This window comes from Tahibacter amnicola (assembly GCF_025398735.1).
Taxonomy (GTDB): Bacteria; Pseudomonadota; Gammaproteobacteria; order Xanthomonadales; family Rhodanobacteraceae; genus Tahibacter; species Tahibacter amnicola.
Genome location: NZ_CP104694.1, coordinates 889479 through 903721 on the forward strand (window position 1 = coordinate 889479; position 14243 = coordinate 903721).

The following is a 14243-nucleotide window of genomic DNA, read 5'->3' on the forward strand; positions in this document are numbered from 1 at the left end:
CTTTCCCATTTTTCTAACGGAGACGCCCCATGACCGCTACAGTACCCACCACCGCTGCCCTGCAGACCGCCCGTGTTGCCGTACTCGGTTACGGCAGCCAGGGCCGCGCCCACGCCCTGAACCTGAAAGATTCCGGCCTGGACGTCGTCGTCGGCGTGCGCCGCAACGGCCCGTCCTGGGAGAAAGCCCGTGCGGATGGCCTCAAGGTCGCCGAGCCGGCCGAAGCCGTGAAAGAAGCGGATCTGGTCGCCGTGCTGACGCCGGACATGGTCCAGCCCGCCCTGTATCGCGACGCGATCGAGCAGAACCTCAAGCCCAATGCCGCACTGCTATTCGCGCACGGCTTCAATGTGCACTTCGGCCAGATTGCGCCGCGCAAGGACATCGACGTGATCCTGGTGGCACCGAAGGGCCCGGGCGCGCTCGTGCGCCGTGAGTACGAAAAGGGCCACGGTGTCCCCTGCATCTACGCCGTTCACCAGGACGCCAGCGGCAAGGCGCGCGACAAGGTGCTGGCCTACGCCGCCGGCATCGGCGGTGCCCGCGCGATGCTGATCGAGACCAACTTCGGCGAAGAAACCGAAACCGACCTCTTCGGCGAACAGGCCGTGCTCTGCGGCGGCGCCACCGAGCTGGTGCTGGCCGGATTCGAGACGCTGGTGGAAGCCGGCTACCAGCCGGAAATCGCCTACTACGAAGTGCTGCACGAGCTGAAGCTCATCGTCGACCTGCTGCACGAAGGCGGCCTGGCCAAGATGCACCAGTACGTTTCCGAAACCGCCCAGTACGGCGACCTGACCCGTGGTCCGCGCGTGGTCGACGCCGGCACCAAGGCGCGCATGAAGGAAATCCTCGACGAAATCCGCGACGGCCGCTTTGCCAAGGAGTGGGTGGGCGAATACCAGGCCGGCAACGGCAACTACCGTTCGCTCAAGCAGAAAGATCTCGCCCATCCGATCGAACAGGTCGGTGCCAGCCTGCGTTCCCGCATGCCGTGGCTCAATCCGGCGACGCCTGCCGTCACGACGGTCCCGGCCCCTGCGGCTGATGCACCCTTGAAACGGAGTGCCTGACCATGGACGGGGGCGGGGATAATCGCAGCAAACCGGATACCGCGAACGACGCGGATCCGACCTCGACGGCCATGCGCACCGGCGCCCAGCATCTGCTCGATGCCCTCGAAGCCGAGGGTGTCGACACGATCTTCGGCTATCCGGGCGGCGCGATCATGCCGGTCTACGATGCCCTGGTCGATTCGTCGCTGCGCCACATTCTGGTGCGGCATGAGCAGGGCGCCGCGCTCGCGGCGGATGGCTATGCCCGGGCCAGCGGACGCGTCGGCGTGTGCATGGCGACCTCCGGTCCGGGTGCCACCAACCTGCTGACGGGCCTGGCCAACGCCTACCTGGATTCGGTACCGATGCTGGCGATCACCGGCCAGGTACCGACCAGCCTGATGGGAACCGATGCGTTCCAGGAAGTGGACGTCTTCGGCATGAGCCTGCCGGTGGTCAAGCACAGCTACATCGTGCGTCGTGCGGAAGATGTCTACGCGACCGTGCGCGAAGCGATTGCGATTGCCACCAGCGGCCGGCCCGGTCCGGTGCTGGTCGACCTGCCCAAGGACATCGCCAATGCCCGTGCCGTGGCACGTCCGCGTCGCACCATGACCCGCCCGGCGGTCACGCCGACGGATACGCGCTTCACCGAGGCGCATACCCTGCTGGCGCGCTCCAAGAAGCCACTGCTCTATGTCGGCGGCGGCGTGGGAATCGCGGGTGCCGAGCGTGAGCTGCGTGAGTTTGCGCGCATGACGGGCATTCCTTCGGTCAGCACGCTCAAGGGCCTGGGCGCCTGTGATCCGGACGAGACCCATCACCTGGGCATGCTGGGCATGCATGGCAATCCGGCGGCGAACTTCGCCGTGCAGGAATGCGATCTGCTGCTGGTCGTCGGCGCGCGTTTCGACGATCGCGCGACCGGCCGCCTGGCCACATTCGCCCCGGATGCGCGGGTGATTCATCTCGATGCGGACCCGGCCGAACTGGGCAAGCTGCGCGCGTGCGATGTCGGCCTGGTCGGCGATCTGCGCGAATTGCTGCCGCGACTGGTGCATCCGGTCGCGATCCGCCCGTGGCAGCGCCGCTGCCGCGTGCTCAAGCAGCAGCACGCGTGGCGCTACGACGCACCTGGCCAGAGCATTTATGCCCCGGCGCTGCTCAAGGAACTGTCGGAAGCCGGTGGCAATCGCCTGATCGTTTCCAGTGACGTCGGCCAGCACCAGATGTGGGTCGCGCAGCACTGGCGCGTGCCGTACACCGCCGCGCATCTGTCGAGCGGCGGCCTGGGCACGATGGGTTATGGCCTGCCGGCTGCCATCGGCGCACAGCTGGCGCGTCCGGGTGCGACGGTGATCTGCGTCTCCGGCGACGGCTCCATCATGATGAACATCCAGGAGCTGGCCACGCTCAAGCGCTACAACATTCCGGTGAAGATCGTCCTGCTGGACAACTCCAGCCTGGGCATGGTGCGCCAGTGGCAGGAGCTGTTCTTCTCCGAGCGCTACAGCGAAGTGGATCTGTCGGACAACCCGGACTTCGCCGAGCTGTCGCGCGCCTTCGGAATCCCGGCATTCACGATCGAACGGCGTGACCAGGTCGAGGGCGCGATCCAGCGGCTGCTGCGCGAGCCGGGCCCGTTGTTCTGCCACGTGAAGATCAACGCGCGCGAAAACGTCTGGCCGCTGGTGCCGCCGGGCAAGTCCAATGCTGAAATGATGGGGTGCGCCGCATGAGTTGCAGCCTGGAGCTCGCGCTGGATCGGGCCGAAGGCGCGCTGCTGCGCGTGCTGGGCACGATCGAGCGGCGTGGCTGGAATCTGGTGACGGTGAGTGCGGCCAGCGGGCCGAATGTTTATGCAGTCAAGGTAACGCTCGACGGCGCGCGCGATCCGGAGATCCTCTGCCGGCAACTGGAACGGCTGGTGGATGTCCAGAATGTGCGTCTGCTGGCGGCGGAAGTCTGAGCGCAAGAAATCTCACGTGCGGCCGGAAGCGGCCGCACGTGAAGCCGGTGACGCGGTCGCCGGTGGCAGGAACGGAACGTGGCCGCCCACGCGCGGCCGCAACGTTTTCAACCTCTTCGTGATTGAAGGAATCCACAATGAACATTCTGTCCATTCGAATTATTGGCGTGTCTGCCGCTCGTCCCGTCCTTTCCCTGACTTGCGACCGCCGCCATGACTGCTCACGCAAACGTAGCCTCCTCGTACTTCGCTGATCGTCCCGCAGCCTCCGCCGCGACCGCCCTGCCGGCTGTGCCGGCGCGAGGGCCGTACCCGCTGCACATCGAGACTCCGCTGCTCGAATCCCGCGTCGGCGACCGCCGCGTGCAGCTCAAGCTGGAAAATCTGCAACCGGCCCGCTCGTTCAAGCTGCGCGGCATCGGCCACCTGTGCCAGCACCACGCCGCCAATGGCATCCGCCGGTTCGTGTGTTCCTCCGCCGGCAACGCCGGCTACGCCGTGGCCTGGGCCGGCCGGGCGCTTGGGATCCCCGTCACCGTTGTCATCCCCGAAACCACGCCCGACTTCATGCGCCAGCGCATTGCGGCGCTGGGTGCGGAGGTGCGCTGCGAAGGCCGCGTCTGGGACGAGGCCAATGCCGTGGCGCTCACCCTGGCCCAGGCGCGCGCGACCGCATTCATCCCTCCGTTTGACCACCCGCTGCTGTGGGCCGGGCACGCGAGCCTGGTGGATGAACTGGCGCGGCAGTGCGATACACCGCCGGATACGATCCTGCTGGCCGTCGGCGGCGGCGGATTGCTGTTGGGCGTGCTCGAAGGCCTTGATCGGGTCGGTTGGCGCAACACGCGTGTCGTGGCCGTCGAGCCGGAAGGCTCGGCCTCGCTGGCGGCGAGCCTGGCCCTGGGCCGGGTCGTGGAGGTGCCGGCGCCGCGCAGCCTGGCGACCAGCCTGTGCGTCAAGCGCATCGCGCCGGCGTTGATCGGCGCCTGCAAGCGGCACGATGTCGTGCCCGTCACCGTAAGCGATGCCGATGCCGCCATGGCCTGCGTGCACCTGGCTGAAGACCATGGGCAGATGATCGAACCGGCCTGCGGCGCGGCGTTGGCACCGCTGTACAACCGGCATCCTGCCCTCGACGGCGCCCGGCACGTCGTCGCTGTCGTGTGCGGTGGGCAGGTGGTGACCTTGCGCCAGCTCGCTGACTGGGGGCGGCCGTCGCCGCCTGAGGCGACGTCATCCGGAAGCCGCGGGTCCGGCTTCCGGCGAAAGGCAAGCGAGCATACACAGCCGTCCGCACCGTTTCTTCGTCACTGGCAGACGCCGGCGCGAGGGCTTGATTACACTTTGCCGGTTCTGTCTGGGAACCCGGCCATGCTCGCCTCACTTGCTACTGTTTTGATTGGCGCGGCCACGGCCGCCGCGGACGACGGGTTTTCCGTCGGTACCTTGCGCTTTGCCCGCTGTGAATTGGCGACGGCTCGCGCGGCGGCCACCAGCGCGGGCTGGTGCGCCCCTTTGACGTACCGGAGGACCGCGCCACGCCGGGTGGTCGCCGGCTGGCGATGAAACTGGCCCTGATCCGAAGCACTGCCGCCGAGGTCCAGGATGATCCGGTGGTCTTCCTGGCGGGAGGCCCGGGGCAGGCGGCGACGCAGTACTACGCCGATGTTGCCGAGTGGCTGGGTTTCGTGCGGCGGTACCGGCACATCGTGCTGATGGACCAGCGTGGCACGGGCGCCTCCAATCCGCTGACCTGCGAGGCGGCAGATAACCTCTTCGCCACGCCCGTGACGGATGCAAACCTCGAACAGTACCAGGCCCAGACGCGCGACTGTGCCAAGGCGTTGGCGGGTCGGGCCGACCCGCGCTTCTACACCACCACGGACGCTGTCGAAGACCTCGAAGCGCTGCGGCGGGCGCTGGGCGGGCCGCGGCTCAATCTGGTGGGGGTTTCCTACGGAACACGCGTCGCCCAGCAATACGCGATGCGGTACCCCGAAGGGGTTCGCAGCCTGGTGCTCGACGGTGTCGTGCCCAACGAGCTCTACGTCGGCTCAGACAACGGTGAAACCTACGATGTGGCGCTCAAGGCGCGCTTCGCCCAGTGCGCCGACAATCCGGAGTGCAAGGCACGCTTTGGCGATGTGTACGCGTCGATGATCGAGGTTGCCGCGAAGCTGCGCCAGGCGCCGCTATCGATCACGTACCGCGACAGCGACAGCTTCCAGATAAAGAACACCGCCTTCGACGTCCACGCCTTTGCGACACTCGTGCACCTCTACGCGTTCTCCGCGGAGACAGCCGCGCTGCTGCCGCTGCTGATTCACGACATCGGCGCGGGCGACGCAGGACCGGCGATGAGCCAGCTCGACATGGCGGGCAAGAACCTGGTGCGCGGCATGACGCCCGGCATGCGCATGTCTGTCCTGTGCACCGAAGATTTGCTGGATGAATCGCGCAAACCCGGCTACCAGTCGCCACTGACGCAGGAGGATTACGACCACTGGCGCGGCCTCTGCAGCGCCTGGCCGAAGGCCGAAATGCCGGCGGATTTTCATCAACCGATGCGCAGCAACGTGCCAGCCTTGCTGCTCTCGGGCGAATTCGACCCGGCAACGCCGGCGCGCTACGCCGAGCAGGTGCTCGCCGGTTTGCCGCGCGGCCGTCACCTGGTGGCAGGCGGGCAGGGCCACAACGTGATCGGACGCGGCTGCATTCCCAAGTTGGTCGGGCGTTTCATCGACAAGCTGGAGCCCGAAACGCTGGATGCGGGCTGCATCGCCGATATCGGTCCACCCCCGTTCTACCTCGACGACAACGGAGCGTCGCCATGATCGAAGTGACTGACCTCCACAAGGCCTTCGGCACGGTCAAGGCCGTCGACGGGGTGAGCTTCGTCGCCAAGGATGGCGAGATCACCGGCCTGCTCGGTCCCAACGGGGCGGGCAAGACGACGACGCTGCGCATGCTCTACACGCTGATGACACCCGATCGCGGCCAGGTCCGCGTGGATGGGCTCGACGTGGCCACGCATGCGGATGCCGTCCGCCGGCGCCTGGGTGTGCTGCCGGATGCGCGCGGTCTGTACAAGCGCCTGACCTCGCGCGAGAACATCGAATACTTCGCCCGCCTGCAGGGACTGGACGAAGCGACCATTGCACAGCGCTGCGCCGCGCTCTTCGATGCGCTGGACATGCGTGATATTGCCGATCGCCGGACCGAAGGCTTTTCGCAGGGGCAGCGCGTCAAGACGGCTATCGCGCGCGCGCTGGTGCATGATCCGCGCAACGTGATCCTGGATGAACCCACCAATGGCCTGGATGTCATGGCCACGCGGGCGATGCGCACCTTTCTGGCGCGTTTGCGCGGCGAAAACCGGTGCGTGTTGTTCTCCAGCCACATCATGCAGGAGGTCGCCGCGCTGTGTGACCGCATCGTCGTGATCGCCGATGGCAAAGTCGTGGCCGCCGGCACGGCCGACGAGCTGCGTGCGCAGACCGGAAAGGACAACCTCGAAGATGCCTTCGTGCGCATCATCGGATCGGACGAAGGACTCGCCGCATGAAAACCATCCTGGTGGTATTTCTGAAAGAAGTGCTGGAAAACCTGCGCGACCGCCGTACCGTGCTCAACGCGCTGGTGTTCGTTCCTTTGCTTTCGCCGCTGGTGTTCATGGCGATCGTCAAGATCGAGCTGACGCGGCGCCTGGACCAGGGCGAGAAGACGCTGGAAGTCTCCGTCATCGGCGCAGAGAACGCGCCAAACCTCGTGGGATTTCTCAAGCAGCAGGGCCTGCGCATCAAGCCGCCGGTCGCGGATCCGGAGGCGGCCGTGCGCCAGCGCGATGAAGATGTCGTCGTGCGGATTCCGGCCTCGTATGCGCCATCGTGGAAGGAGGGTGCGCCGGCCCAGGTGGACCTGGTCTTTGACGCCTCGCAGCGCGATGCAATGACGTCGGTCGAGCGCATGCGTGCCTTGCTGCAGGCCTATTCGGGGCAGCACGCGGCCGTGCGGTTGCTTGTCCGCGGCATCAATCCGACGATCGCCACGCCGGTTGTTGTCGCCTCGCGCGATGTGTCGACACCGCAAAGCCGCGGCGAAGGCATCTTCGGCATGCTGCCTTACCTGCTGGTCGTGGCGAGCTTCGTCGGGGGCATGTACCTGGCGATCGACACCACCGCCGGCGAACGCGAGCGACAGTCGCTCGAGCCCTTGCTGGCGAACCCGGTACCGCGCTCGTCGATCCTGGCCGGAAAACTGGCGGCTACCGTGGCATTCGCGTTTGCCAGCCTGACGTTGACCGTCATCGGCTTCGGTCTGGCCGGCCTCATGGTGCCTTCGGAAGCGATCGGCGTGCACCTGAATTTCGGGCCCTCGTTCGTGTTTACGGTGCTGCTCGCCATGGTGCCGCTGGTGTTGCTGGCGTCGTGCCTGCAGACCCTGGTTGCCGCGTTCGCCAAGAGCTACCGCGAAGCGCAGACCTACCTCACCCTGCTGATGCTCATTCCCACGCTCAACGCCATGCTGCTGGTGATCACGCCATCCAAGGCGGTGTGGTGGATGTACGCGGTGCCACTGCTGGGCCAGCACCACATCGTCACGCACCTGGTGCGTGGCGAGAGCGTGACCGCCGCTCAACTGGGGCTGTGTCTTGCTGGCGGCATGGCCGCGGCGCTCGTGTGCTGGCTGGTGACGGAACGCGTCTATCAATCGGAAAAACTTGCGGTTTCTGCCTGAACGGGCGCCCGGCCACCGCTGGCCGAACGGCCCGGACGGTGTTGTCCGGTCGGCGTCGTCGGCAGGCGACGCGTAGGGGTTTTCGCGTGACCGTCCGTTTACTCCAGCGCGGCTGCTGTTGTCGGAACGATCTGTCGCATGGCGTCAATCACGCGTCATGCAATGGTGCAGGCCTCGTGCTGCCGTGCAATTTCCAAGAGGAACAATAAAATGAAAATGTGGATCCGTTCGGTCTGCGCCGTGGGCGTGGCTGCAGGTATGGCGGGTGCGGCCGATGCGGTCGTGCTTGCGCCGCGTGGCACCGGACAAGTGTTGATCTATCCATACTTTTCCGCCAATGCGGGCAATTCGACCGTCCTTTCGGTCGTCAACAATGACAATCGTCCCAAGGCGCTGCTGGTCCGGGTGGCGGAGGGCAAGACCGGAAACACACTGCGTGCGTTCAACCTGTACCTGGCGGCGCGCGACGCCTGGACGGCAGCCATCGTCAAGTATGGCAGCGGCGACCTTGCCGCGCTGATCACGAACGATGATTCCTGCACCGTGCCGGCCATTCATCGCAGCACGACGTTGCCGCAGCTGCCGGACGGGCGCCGCTACGTGCCCTTGCCCATACCGGTCGGTGACGGGGGCGGCTCGGATTCTGCGCGTTCGCGCGAAGGATTTGTGGAAATCATCGAAATGGCGACCGTCGCTGACGGCACGCCGGTCCAGCGCGACATCGACTCGACGAGTGCCGACACGGTGCCGCTGTGCAACGAAGTCGTGTCGGCGTGGGGGACGTCAGGCTACTGGCGAACCGAGCCCAAGCGGCACCTGGCAAATCCGACCGGCGGACTGAGCGGCGAAGCCTGGATCGTCAATCCGGCTGCCGGCACGTTGTTCTCGACCCGTGCGACGGCCCTGGACGATTTCCGTACCGATCCTGCGGATGCGCCGCGCGGCAAGCTCTCGTCGGTTGTGATCCACCACCTGGGTGTCGATACGCCGGAGCACCCGACGCTGGCCGACGCGCTGAACGATCCGATCAACAAGACGGCGCGCGCGACGGTCGCGATTGACGGTGGCACAGTGATCGCCACCTATCCTGCCGAGCGCCAGGGCATAGACGCCGTGTCAGCGGTACTGATGTCGACCACCGTATCGGGTGAGTACGACATCCAGCCCGAAGCGGGCGCCACGACCTCGTATCTGCTCAACTTTCCCACGCGGCGTTTCTATACGGACCGCGCCTTGGCCGGAATGCCGGCGATGGCGATCCGTCCGTTCCGTGAATTCTTTAACGGCGGCAATTCGGCGCAGCAGACGATGGTGATCGACTACACGATCTATGACCGGACATCGATGATGTACTCGTCATTGATTCCGCCGGACGGCTGCGGGTTTCTCTGCCCGCCAGATGAATCCGTACTCGAAACCGGCACGACGGTCCAGGTGATCAGTCCGGTCGTCGCGGGTGATCCGCTGCTTGGTTCGAACCTGCGTGGTTCGCTGACGGATACCCAGCAGAATCTGGACCGCATATTCCGAACCGGTACGGTAGAGCTGGCCTTCAATGAGTGGAGTGGCGCGGAATTGCGTCCCTCCAACGAAGGCTATCGTTTCATCGGCTTGCCGGTGATCGGCACGCGCATGGTGAGCTACATCAACAGCAACGTGACGCCGGGCGTGATCGCCAACTACACCGGCGCGACGCCGATGACCAGCACGCTGCAGTGCCTGGCTGTCTCGGCGAAATCCTGTCTGCCCTGAACAGACGCGCACGGCGGCGCTGATCGATGATCATCGCCGCTGCCGGTTTGCGAAAGGGAAGCGTGATGCGGAACAGCGCGCGTGCGCACCCGCCGGCCGTGTCTTCGTAGGGTGGGCGGGCCGGCACTCCTCAGTGGGGGCGTACGTGCGCTGGCCGCAGCTTCTAATAGCGCGATGTCCGCGCCCGGTCGCGGTCGCTGTAGAGCAATTCGGCGACCGTGCCGCCTTCCTCGCGCGATGCCAGGCTCACCTGCCAGCCATACAGATCGCAGAGGCGCTTGACGATCGCCAGGCCAAGCCCCGCTCCCTTGCCGGTTTCCACGCCGCGCACGCCGCGGGCGAACAGCTGCTCGGGAGGCACGGAAAGCCCTGGCCCTGAATCCTCCACGCGCACGCCATCGGCGGTGATGCGCACCGTGATCGTTCCGGTCTGGGTGTAGCGGCAGGCGTTGCCGATCAGGTTGTTGAGTGCCACGGACAGAACCGTTGCCGGCATGAAGACATCGGGCTGTGCGTCTTCGATCAGGAGCATCTCGACCGGCTTGTTGCTCAGGGTTTCGCGATGAATCTCCACGACCTGGCGTGCGACCTGCGTGACGTTGGTCAGCACGCCATTGTCTGGCGGCGCGCGTTCGCTGCGCGACAGGAGCAGCAGCGTCTCGGTCAGTTCGGTGCACTGGGAGACGGCGCGGCGGATGCGCAGGAGGCGTTCGCGCGACTTGGGTGTCAGCTCCGGTGCGCCGAGCATGAGTTCGGCCGTGCTGGAGATGATCGTCAGCGGCGTGCGCAGCTCGTGGCTGACATCGGCATTGAAGGCCTTGTCGCGCTCGGTCAGCTGGGTCAGGCGCGTGGCGTAGCTGTCCAGCGCGGTGGCCAGTTCGCCTACCTCGTCGTCGGCGAAGGACGGCGCCAGCGGTTCGTTCTTCTCCGAATGCGCGCCGCGCAGGCGCTGCGCCAGTTCCAGCACGGGGCTGATCACGCGCGAGGCCGACGACGCGCCAATGGCGAACGACAGGATGGTGAAGAGCACGACCGATAGCAACAGGATGGCGTTGATGCGGCGGGAGGTCAGCTCCTCGCGCGACGCGTCGTAGCGGATGAACCCGAGGATGTCATCGCTGCGCCGCACGGCCAGCTTGTAGTGCGTGGCCTTGCCGTCTGGCGAGGTCTCGGAGATATCGTGCACGCCGGTGGGTAGCTTCTGCCACGCCAGCGGAATCTTGTAGCTGGTGCGCTGGCTGAAGGTCCAGGCCTCCAGGATGGAGGTGCCCGGCAGGCGCGACGGATCGGTGCGCACCTGGTCGACCATGGAATCGACGTCGCGGCGCAGCTGGTCGTTGACCAGTGCGTTCTCGGTCGCGCGCCGGGTATAGAGCGCAGACAACGCAAAAAGGCTTGAAAGTGCAAAACCGAAAAACGTGAACGACAGGATGATGCGAGTCCGAAGCCGCCTTTTTCCGCTGTTCATACTGTCGTGTACCGTCTCAAGTCGCCCGACGCCCGGACACCCCGCCCGGGAGCCGCAAGCGTACACCCGGGATTCCGCGTCGATCCACGCAGTGATGCCGCGGGCGCAGGACAGTACCGCAACCGGCCAACCGGATTGTCAGCCGGACGTTAAGCCCCGGGCTGCCCCGGGGGCAGCGGCGGCGCCCGGGGGCGGCCCCGGGGTGAGGCGTCAGTGGCGGAAGTGGCGCACGCCCGTGAACACCATGGCCATGTCGTTCTCGTCGGCTGCGGCGATGACTTCCTCGTCGCGCATCGAGCCGCCCGGCTGGATCACCGCACGGATGCCGGCCTGCGCGGCCGTGTCGATGCCGTCGCGGAACGGGAAGAAGGCGTCGGAGGCCATTACGCTGCCCTTGACGGCCAGGCCTGCTTCCTCGGCTTTCATGCTGGCGATCCGCGCGCTGATGACCCGGCTCATCTGGCCGGCACCCACGCCGATGGTCTGGCCGCCGCGCGCGAAGACGATGGCGTTGGATTTGACATACATCGCCACGTGCCAGGCGAACAGCAGGTCGCGCAGCTCGTCGGCGGTGGGAATGCGCTTGGAGACGACCTGGAGGTCCGACAGCAGCAGGGTGTCGCGGTCGGCATCCTGCACCAGTACGCCGCCGGCAATGCGCTTGATGTCCAGGCTCTGCGGCGCGTGTTCCGGCCAGTGGCCGGTGGCCAGCACGCGCACATTCGGCTTTTTCGCAAACGCTGCCAACGCCGCTTCGTCCACTTCCGGTGCAATCACCACCTCGACGAACTGGCGATCCAGGATGGCGCGCGCGGTGACCACATCGAGCGACCGGTTGAAGGCGATGATGCCGCCGAAAGCCGACGTCGGGTCGCAGCTGTAGGCCCGCTCGTAGGCCAGCATCGGGGTTTCGCCCAGCGCCACGCCGCAGGGGTTGGCGTGCTTGACGATGACGCAGGCGGGTGCGCTGCCGAAGGCCTTGACGCATTCAAGCGCCGCATCGGCATCGGCGATGTTGTTGAACGACAGTTCCTTGCCGGCGAGCACGCGGGCGGTCGCCACGATGCCGGGCGAGGCATCCGATTCCACATACAAGGCGGCGGACTGGTGCGGGTTCTCGCCGTAGCGCAGCGTCTGCGCACGACGGTAGGCCAGGTGCAGGCTGGGCGGGAAGTTGTCTTCGCGCTCGCCGGTGCGGGCACCGAGCCAGTTCGCGATCAGGCCGTCATAGCGCGCCGTGTGCGCGTAGGTCTTGGCGGCGAGGCGGCGGCGCAGGTCCAGCGTGGTGCCCTGGGCGCTGTGCAGACCCTGGAGCAGCTCGGCGTAGTCGGTCGGGTCGGTGAGCACGGCGACGTGTTCGTGATTCTTCGCGGCGGCGCGCAGCATGGCCGGTCCGCCGATGTCGATGTTCTCGATGCCCTCGTCCAGCGTGCAGTCGGGCCGGCTGGTGGCTTGTTCAAAGGGATAAAGATTGACAACGAGCAGGTCGATCGGCGCGATGCCGTGCTGCGCCATGACCTGGTCGTCGATGCCGCGACGGCCGAGCAGGCCGCCGTGGATTTTCGGGTGCAATGTCTTGACGCGGCCGTCCATGATCTCGGGGAAACCCGTGACGGCGCTGACGTCGGTCACCGGAATCCCGGCCTCGCGCAGGGCGCGCGCCGTGCCGCCGGTGGATAGCAGACTGATACCCAGCGCGTCCAGGCCGCGAGCGAGGTCGATGAGGCCGGTCTTGTCCGATACGCTCAGGAGCGCGCGTCGGACGGGAACGAGGGTTGCGTCAAACATGGGCGACATCGCTGCAAAAGGGGGCACGCAGTATAGCGGTCGCCGCCCCGTTCAGTCTTTGCGAATGCCGGCTGCTGCCGGGCCGGGAAGCGCATAAGCGCTTGTTCGGCAAATGGTATATGCGAAAAGAGATATATGCGCGCCGCGTTTGAAACGCCGCAGCGGCAGTCATGCGTCGACCGGGTTACAGCAGGCCGTGCTGGGCGAGCTTCTTGCGCAACGTGGCGCGGTTGATGCCCAGTGCCAACGCCGCCTTGCTCTGGTTGTCACCGTGCCAGGCCATGACTTCCCGCAGCATCGGGCCTTCGACTTCCTGCATGACAAGGTCATACAGGCCTTCGGCCTGGTGCGTGTCAAGGTCGGTAAGGTAACGACGCACCGCACGCGCAACACAATCGCGCAACGCGGGTTGCAGTAGAGCGTCGTTGACCTGTTCGGCGCGAAGGGCGGTTACGGCATTCACGGTGACGGGAAACCTGGGTTCGTTTCTTCCATGACCGTCGGAAGCGAACGCCGACGGGGTCGGGATGTTAGCGCGAGATCGTCAACTTGGTAAGTGCCAGCTGTCGTCGAAACGAAAAACATCTCAGTGTGACAGCCGATGGATCGGAACATGGACATGACCAGTCCTTTGTGACAACCGCGCGATACGCGCGCACCGCACATGACGATTACAGAAACTTGAATTCAAACGCGACGGCGTTCTTGCCTGGATCTTTCACTTCAAACACCAGTGCGGTGCTGGCGCCTGCCGCAAGTCCTTTGCTGATCAACCGCGTGTCACCCAGATATTCGCGCGGCTGGAACCGCCGCATCGCGACGCGGTTCTCATCCAGATCCGAGAGTGTGATCTCGACGATGGGAAAGGCTTGCGAAAAATCCGCGGCATTGCGCAGTGTGGCGGAGACGATGAGTGCACCCGGCACCGACGGGTGCGGGCGGATGTCACGCGACAGCAATTCCAGCTGGTCCAGGTCTTGCCGCAGCGGCAGCTGGCAATGGACGATTTCGCAGGCGCTGTCGAGCAGCGGACGGACGGTGGCGTGATTGAGCAGCACCGTACGCTCGGCATAAGCCAGCTGGGCGGAGAGCGTCAGGAACAACGCCGTGCTGCCGGCCACCCAGGGCCAGCGTCGTCCGGGTGCGCGCGTGCCGTGCCGGGCAAAGGCGGGCAGTCCATGCGCGCGGCGGTGTTCGCGCGGGCGCGGCTTGTCGTCGGGATCGAACGTGAAGGTGACGGGTTGCGGGTTGGGCCGGTACACGGGCACGCCCAGCAGTGGCGGCTCCACCTGCGGCGCGTGCACCTCGAGACGATCGAAGGGTTCCGGTGGCAACTGGTCGGCGAGCGTGCGCAGCACGTCGAAGACCGCATTGCAGTGGCTGCACCGGGCCATGCCGTGACCGCGCGCGATGGTCGGCGCCGTGGCACTGAAAACGGTATGGCACTCGGGGCATTGCGTATACATACCGGGAT

12 protein-coding genes and 1 pseudogene are annotated in these 14243 nt (G+C 65.9%); 9 read left to right on the plus strand and 4 right to left on the minus strand.

Translation table 11 applies throughout. The features are described from left to right. The first annotated feature begins 29 nt into the window (after positions 1–29). The 9 genes and pseudogenes from ilvC to N4264_RS03755 all read left to right on the plus strand — a co-directional run bounded on the left by ilvC (position 30) and on the right by N4264_RS03755 (position 9513). Positions 30–1073 carry a ketol-acid reductoisomerase gene (ilvC, locus tag N4264_RS03720; RefSeq protein ID WP_261695733.1) on the plus strand — a complete coding sequence of 348 codons (1044 nt, stop codon included), beginning with the start codon at positions 30–32 and terminating at the stop codon, positions 1071–1073. Positions 1074–1144: 71 nt separating this feature from the next. Beyond that, positions 1145–2794: an acetolactate synthase 2 catalytic subunit gene (gene ilvG / locus N4264_RS03725; protein WP_261697570.1), complete on the plus strand. Its 1650-nt coding sequence runs from the start codon at positions 1145–1147 to the stop codon at positions 2792–2794. After that, a complete protein-coding gene (locus N4264_RS03730) occupies positions 2791–3024 on the plus strand; it encodes an ACT domain-containing protein (RefSeq protein ID WP_261695734.1) in 234 nt (77 codons plus the stop codon). The genes ilvG and N4264_RS03730 overlap by 4 nt, the downstream gene beginning before the upstream one ends. 213 nt (positions 3025–3237) lie before the next feature. After that, the gene (locus N4264_RS03735) at positions 3238–4590 is read left to right on the plus strand and encodes a pyridoxal-phosphate dependent enzyme (protein ID WP_261695735.1); all 1353 of its coding nucleotides are present in this window, start codon (positions 3238–3240) and stop codon (positions 4588–4590) included. Then, positions 4530–5858 (plus strand): alpha/beta hydrolase, encoded by a 1329-nt coding sequence (locus N4264_RS03740; protein ID WP_261695736.1) that lies wholly within the window; start codon positions 4530–4532, stop codon positions 5856–5858. The genes N4264_RS03735 and N4264_RS03740 overlap by 61 nt, the downstream gene beginning before the upstream one ends. After that, the gene (locus N4264_RS03745) at positions 5855–6589 is read left to right on the plus strand and encodes an ABC transporter ATP-binding protein (RefSeq protein ID WP_261695737.1); all 735 of its coding nucleotides are present in this window, start codon (positions 5855–5857) and stop codon (positions 6587–6589) included. The genes N4264_RS03740 and N4264_RS03745 overlap by 4 nt, the downstream gene beginning before the upstream one ends. Then, entirely contained in the window at positions 6586–7761 is a 1176-nt protein-coding gene (locus tag N4264_RS03750; protein WP_261695738.1) for an ABC transporter permease, read from the plus strand. Before N4264_RS03745 ends, N4264_RS03750 begins: the two co-directional genes overlap by 4 nt. A 106-nt stretch (positions 7762–7867) precedes the next feature. Then, positions 7868–7975 (plus strand): annotated as a pseudogene (locus N4264_RS25765) (hypothetical protein); the annotation flags it as partial. Continuing rightward, positions 7972–9513 (plus strand): hypothetical protein, encoded by a 1542-nt coding sequence (locus N4264_RS03755; protein WP_261695739.1) that lies wholly within the window; start codon positions 7972–7974, stop codon positions 9511–9513. The pseudogene N4264_RS25765 and the gene N4264_RS03755, both read left to right, overlap by 4 nt. 163 nt (positions 9514–9676) lie before the next feature. Here N4264_RS03755 and N4264_RS03760 read toward each other — a convergent pair whose 3' ends face one another. The 4 genes from N4264_RS03760 to N4264_RS03775 form a co-directional block, all read right to left on the minus strand. Continuing rightward, positions 9677–10897 (minus strand): sensor histidine kinase, encoded by a 1221-nt coding sequence (locus N4264_RS03760; protein WP_261695740.1) that lies wholly within the window; start codon positions 10895–10897, stop codon positions 9677–9679. A gap of 294 nt (positions 10898–11191) precedes the next feature. Continuing rightward, a complete protein-coding gene (gene purH / locus N4264_RS03765) occupies positions 11192–12778 on the minus strand; it encodes a bifunctional phosphoribosylaminoimidazolecarboxamide formyltransferase/IMP cyclohydrolase (RefSeq protein ID WP_261695741.1) in 1587 nt (528 codons plus the stop codon). Between the two features lie 175 nt (positions 12779–12953). Continuing rightward, positions 12954–13232 (minus strand): helix-turn-helix domain-containing protein, encoded by a 279-nt coding sequence (locus tag N4264_RS03770; RefSeq protein ID WP_261695742.1) that lies wholly within the window; start codon positions 13230–13232, stop codon positions 12954–12956. A gap of 208 nt (positions 13233–13440) precedes the next feature. Continuing rightward, positions 13441–14235: a zinc-ribbon and DUF3426 domain-containing protein gene (locus N4264_RS03775; RefSeq protein WP_261695743.1), complete on the minus strand. Its 795-nt coding sequence runs from the start codon at positions 14233–14235 to the stop codon at positions 13441–13443. Between the last annotated feature and the right edge of the window lie 8 nt (positions 14236–14243).

Coding starts and splice junctions, on each gene's coding strand:
- ilvC (WP_261695733.1), top strand. CDS start 30: ATGACCGCTACAGTACCCACCACCGCTGCCCTGCAGACCGCCCGTGTT.
- ilvG (WP_261697570.1), top strand. CDS start 1,145: ATGCGCACCGGCGCCCAGCATCTGCTCGATGCCCTCGAAGCCGAGGGT.
- N4264_RS03730 (WP_261695734.1), top strand. CDS start 2,791: ATGAGTTGCAGCCTGGAGCTCGCGCTGGATCGGGCCGAAGGCGCGCTG.
- N4264_RS03735 (WP_261695735.1), top strand. CDS start 3,238: ATGACTGCTCACGCAAACGTAGCCTCCTCGTACTTCGCTGATCGTCCC.
- N4264_RS03745 (WP_261695737.1), top strand. CDS start 5,855: ATGATCGAAGTGACTGACCTCCACAAGGCCTTCGGCACGGTCAAGGCC.
- N4264_RS03750 (WP_261695738.1), top strand. CDS start 6,586: ATGAAAACCATCCTGGTGGTATTTCTGAAAGAAGTGCTGGAAAACCTG.
- N4264_RS03755 (WP_261695739.1), top strand. CDS start 7,972: ATGAAAATGTGGATCCGTTCGGTCTGCGCCGTGGGCGTGGCTGCAGGT.
- purH (WP_261695741.1), bottom strand. CDS start 12,778: ATGTCGCCCATGTTTGACGCAACCCTCGTTCCCGTCCGACGCGCGCTC.
- N4264_RS03775 (WP_261695743.1), bottom strand. CDS start 14,235: ATGTATACGCAATGCCCCGAGTGCCATACCGTTTTCAGTGCCACGGCG.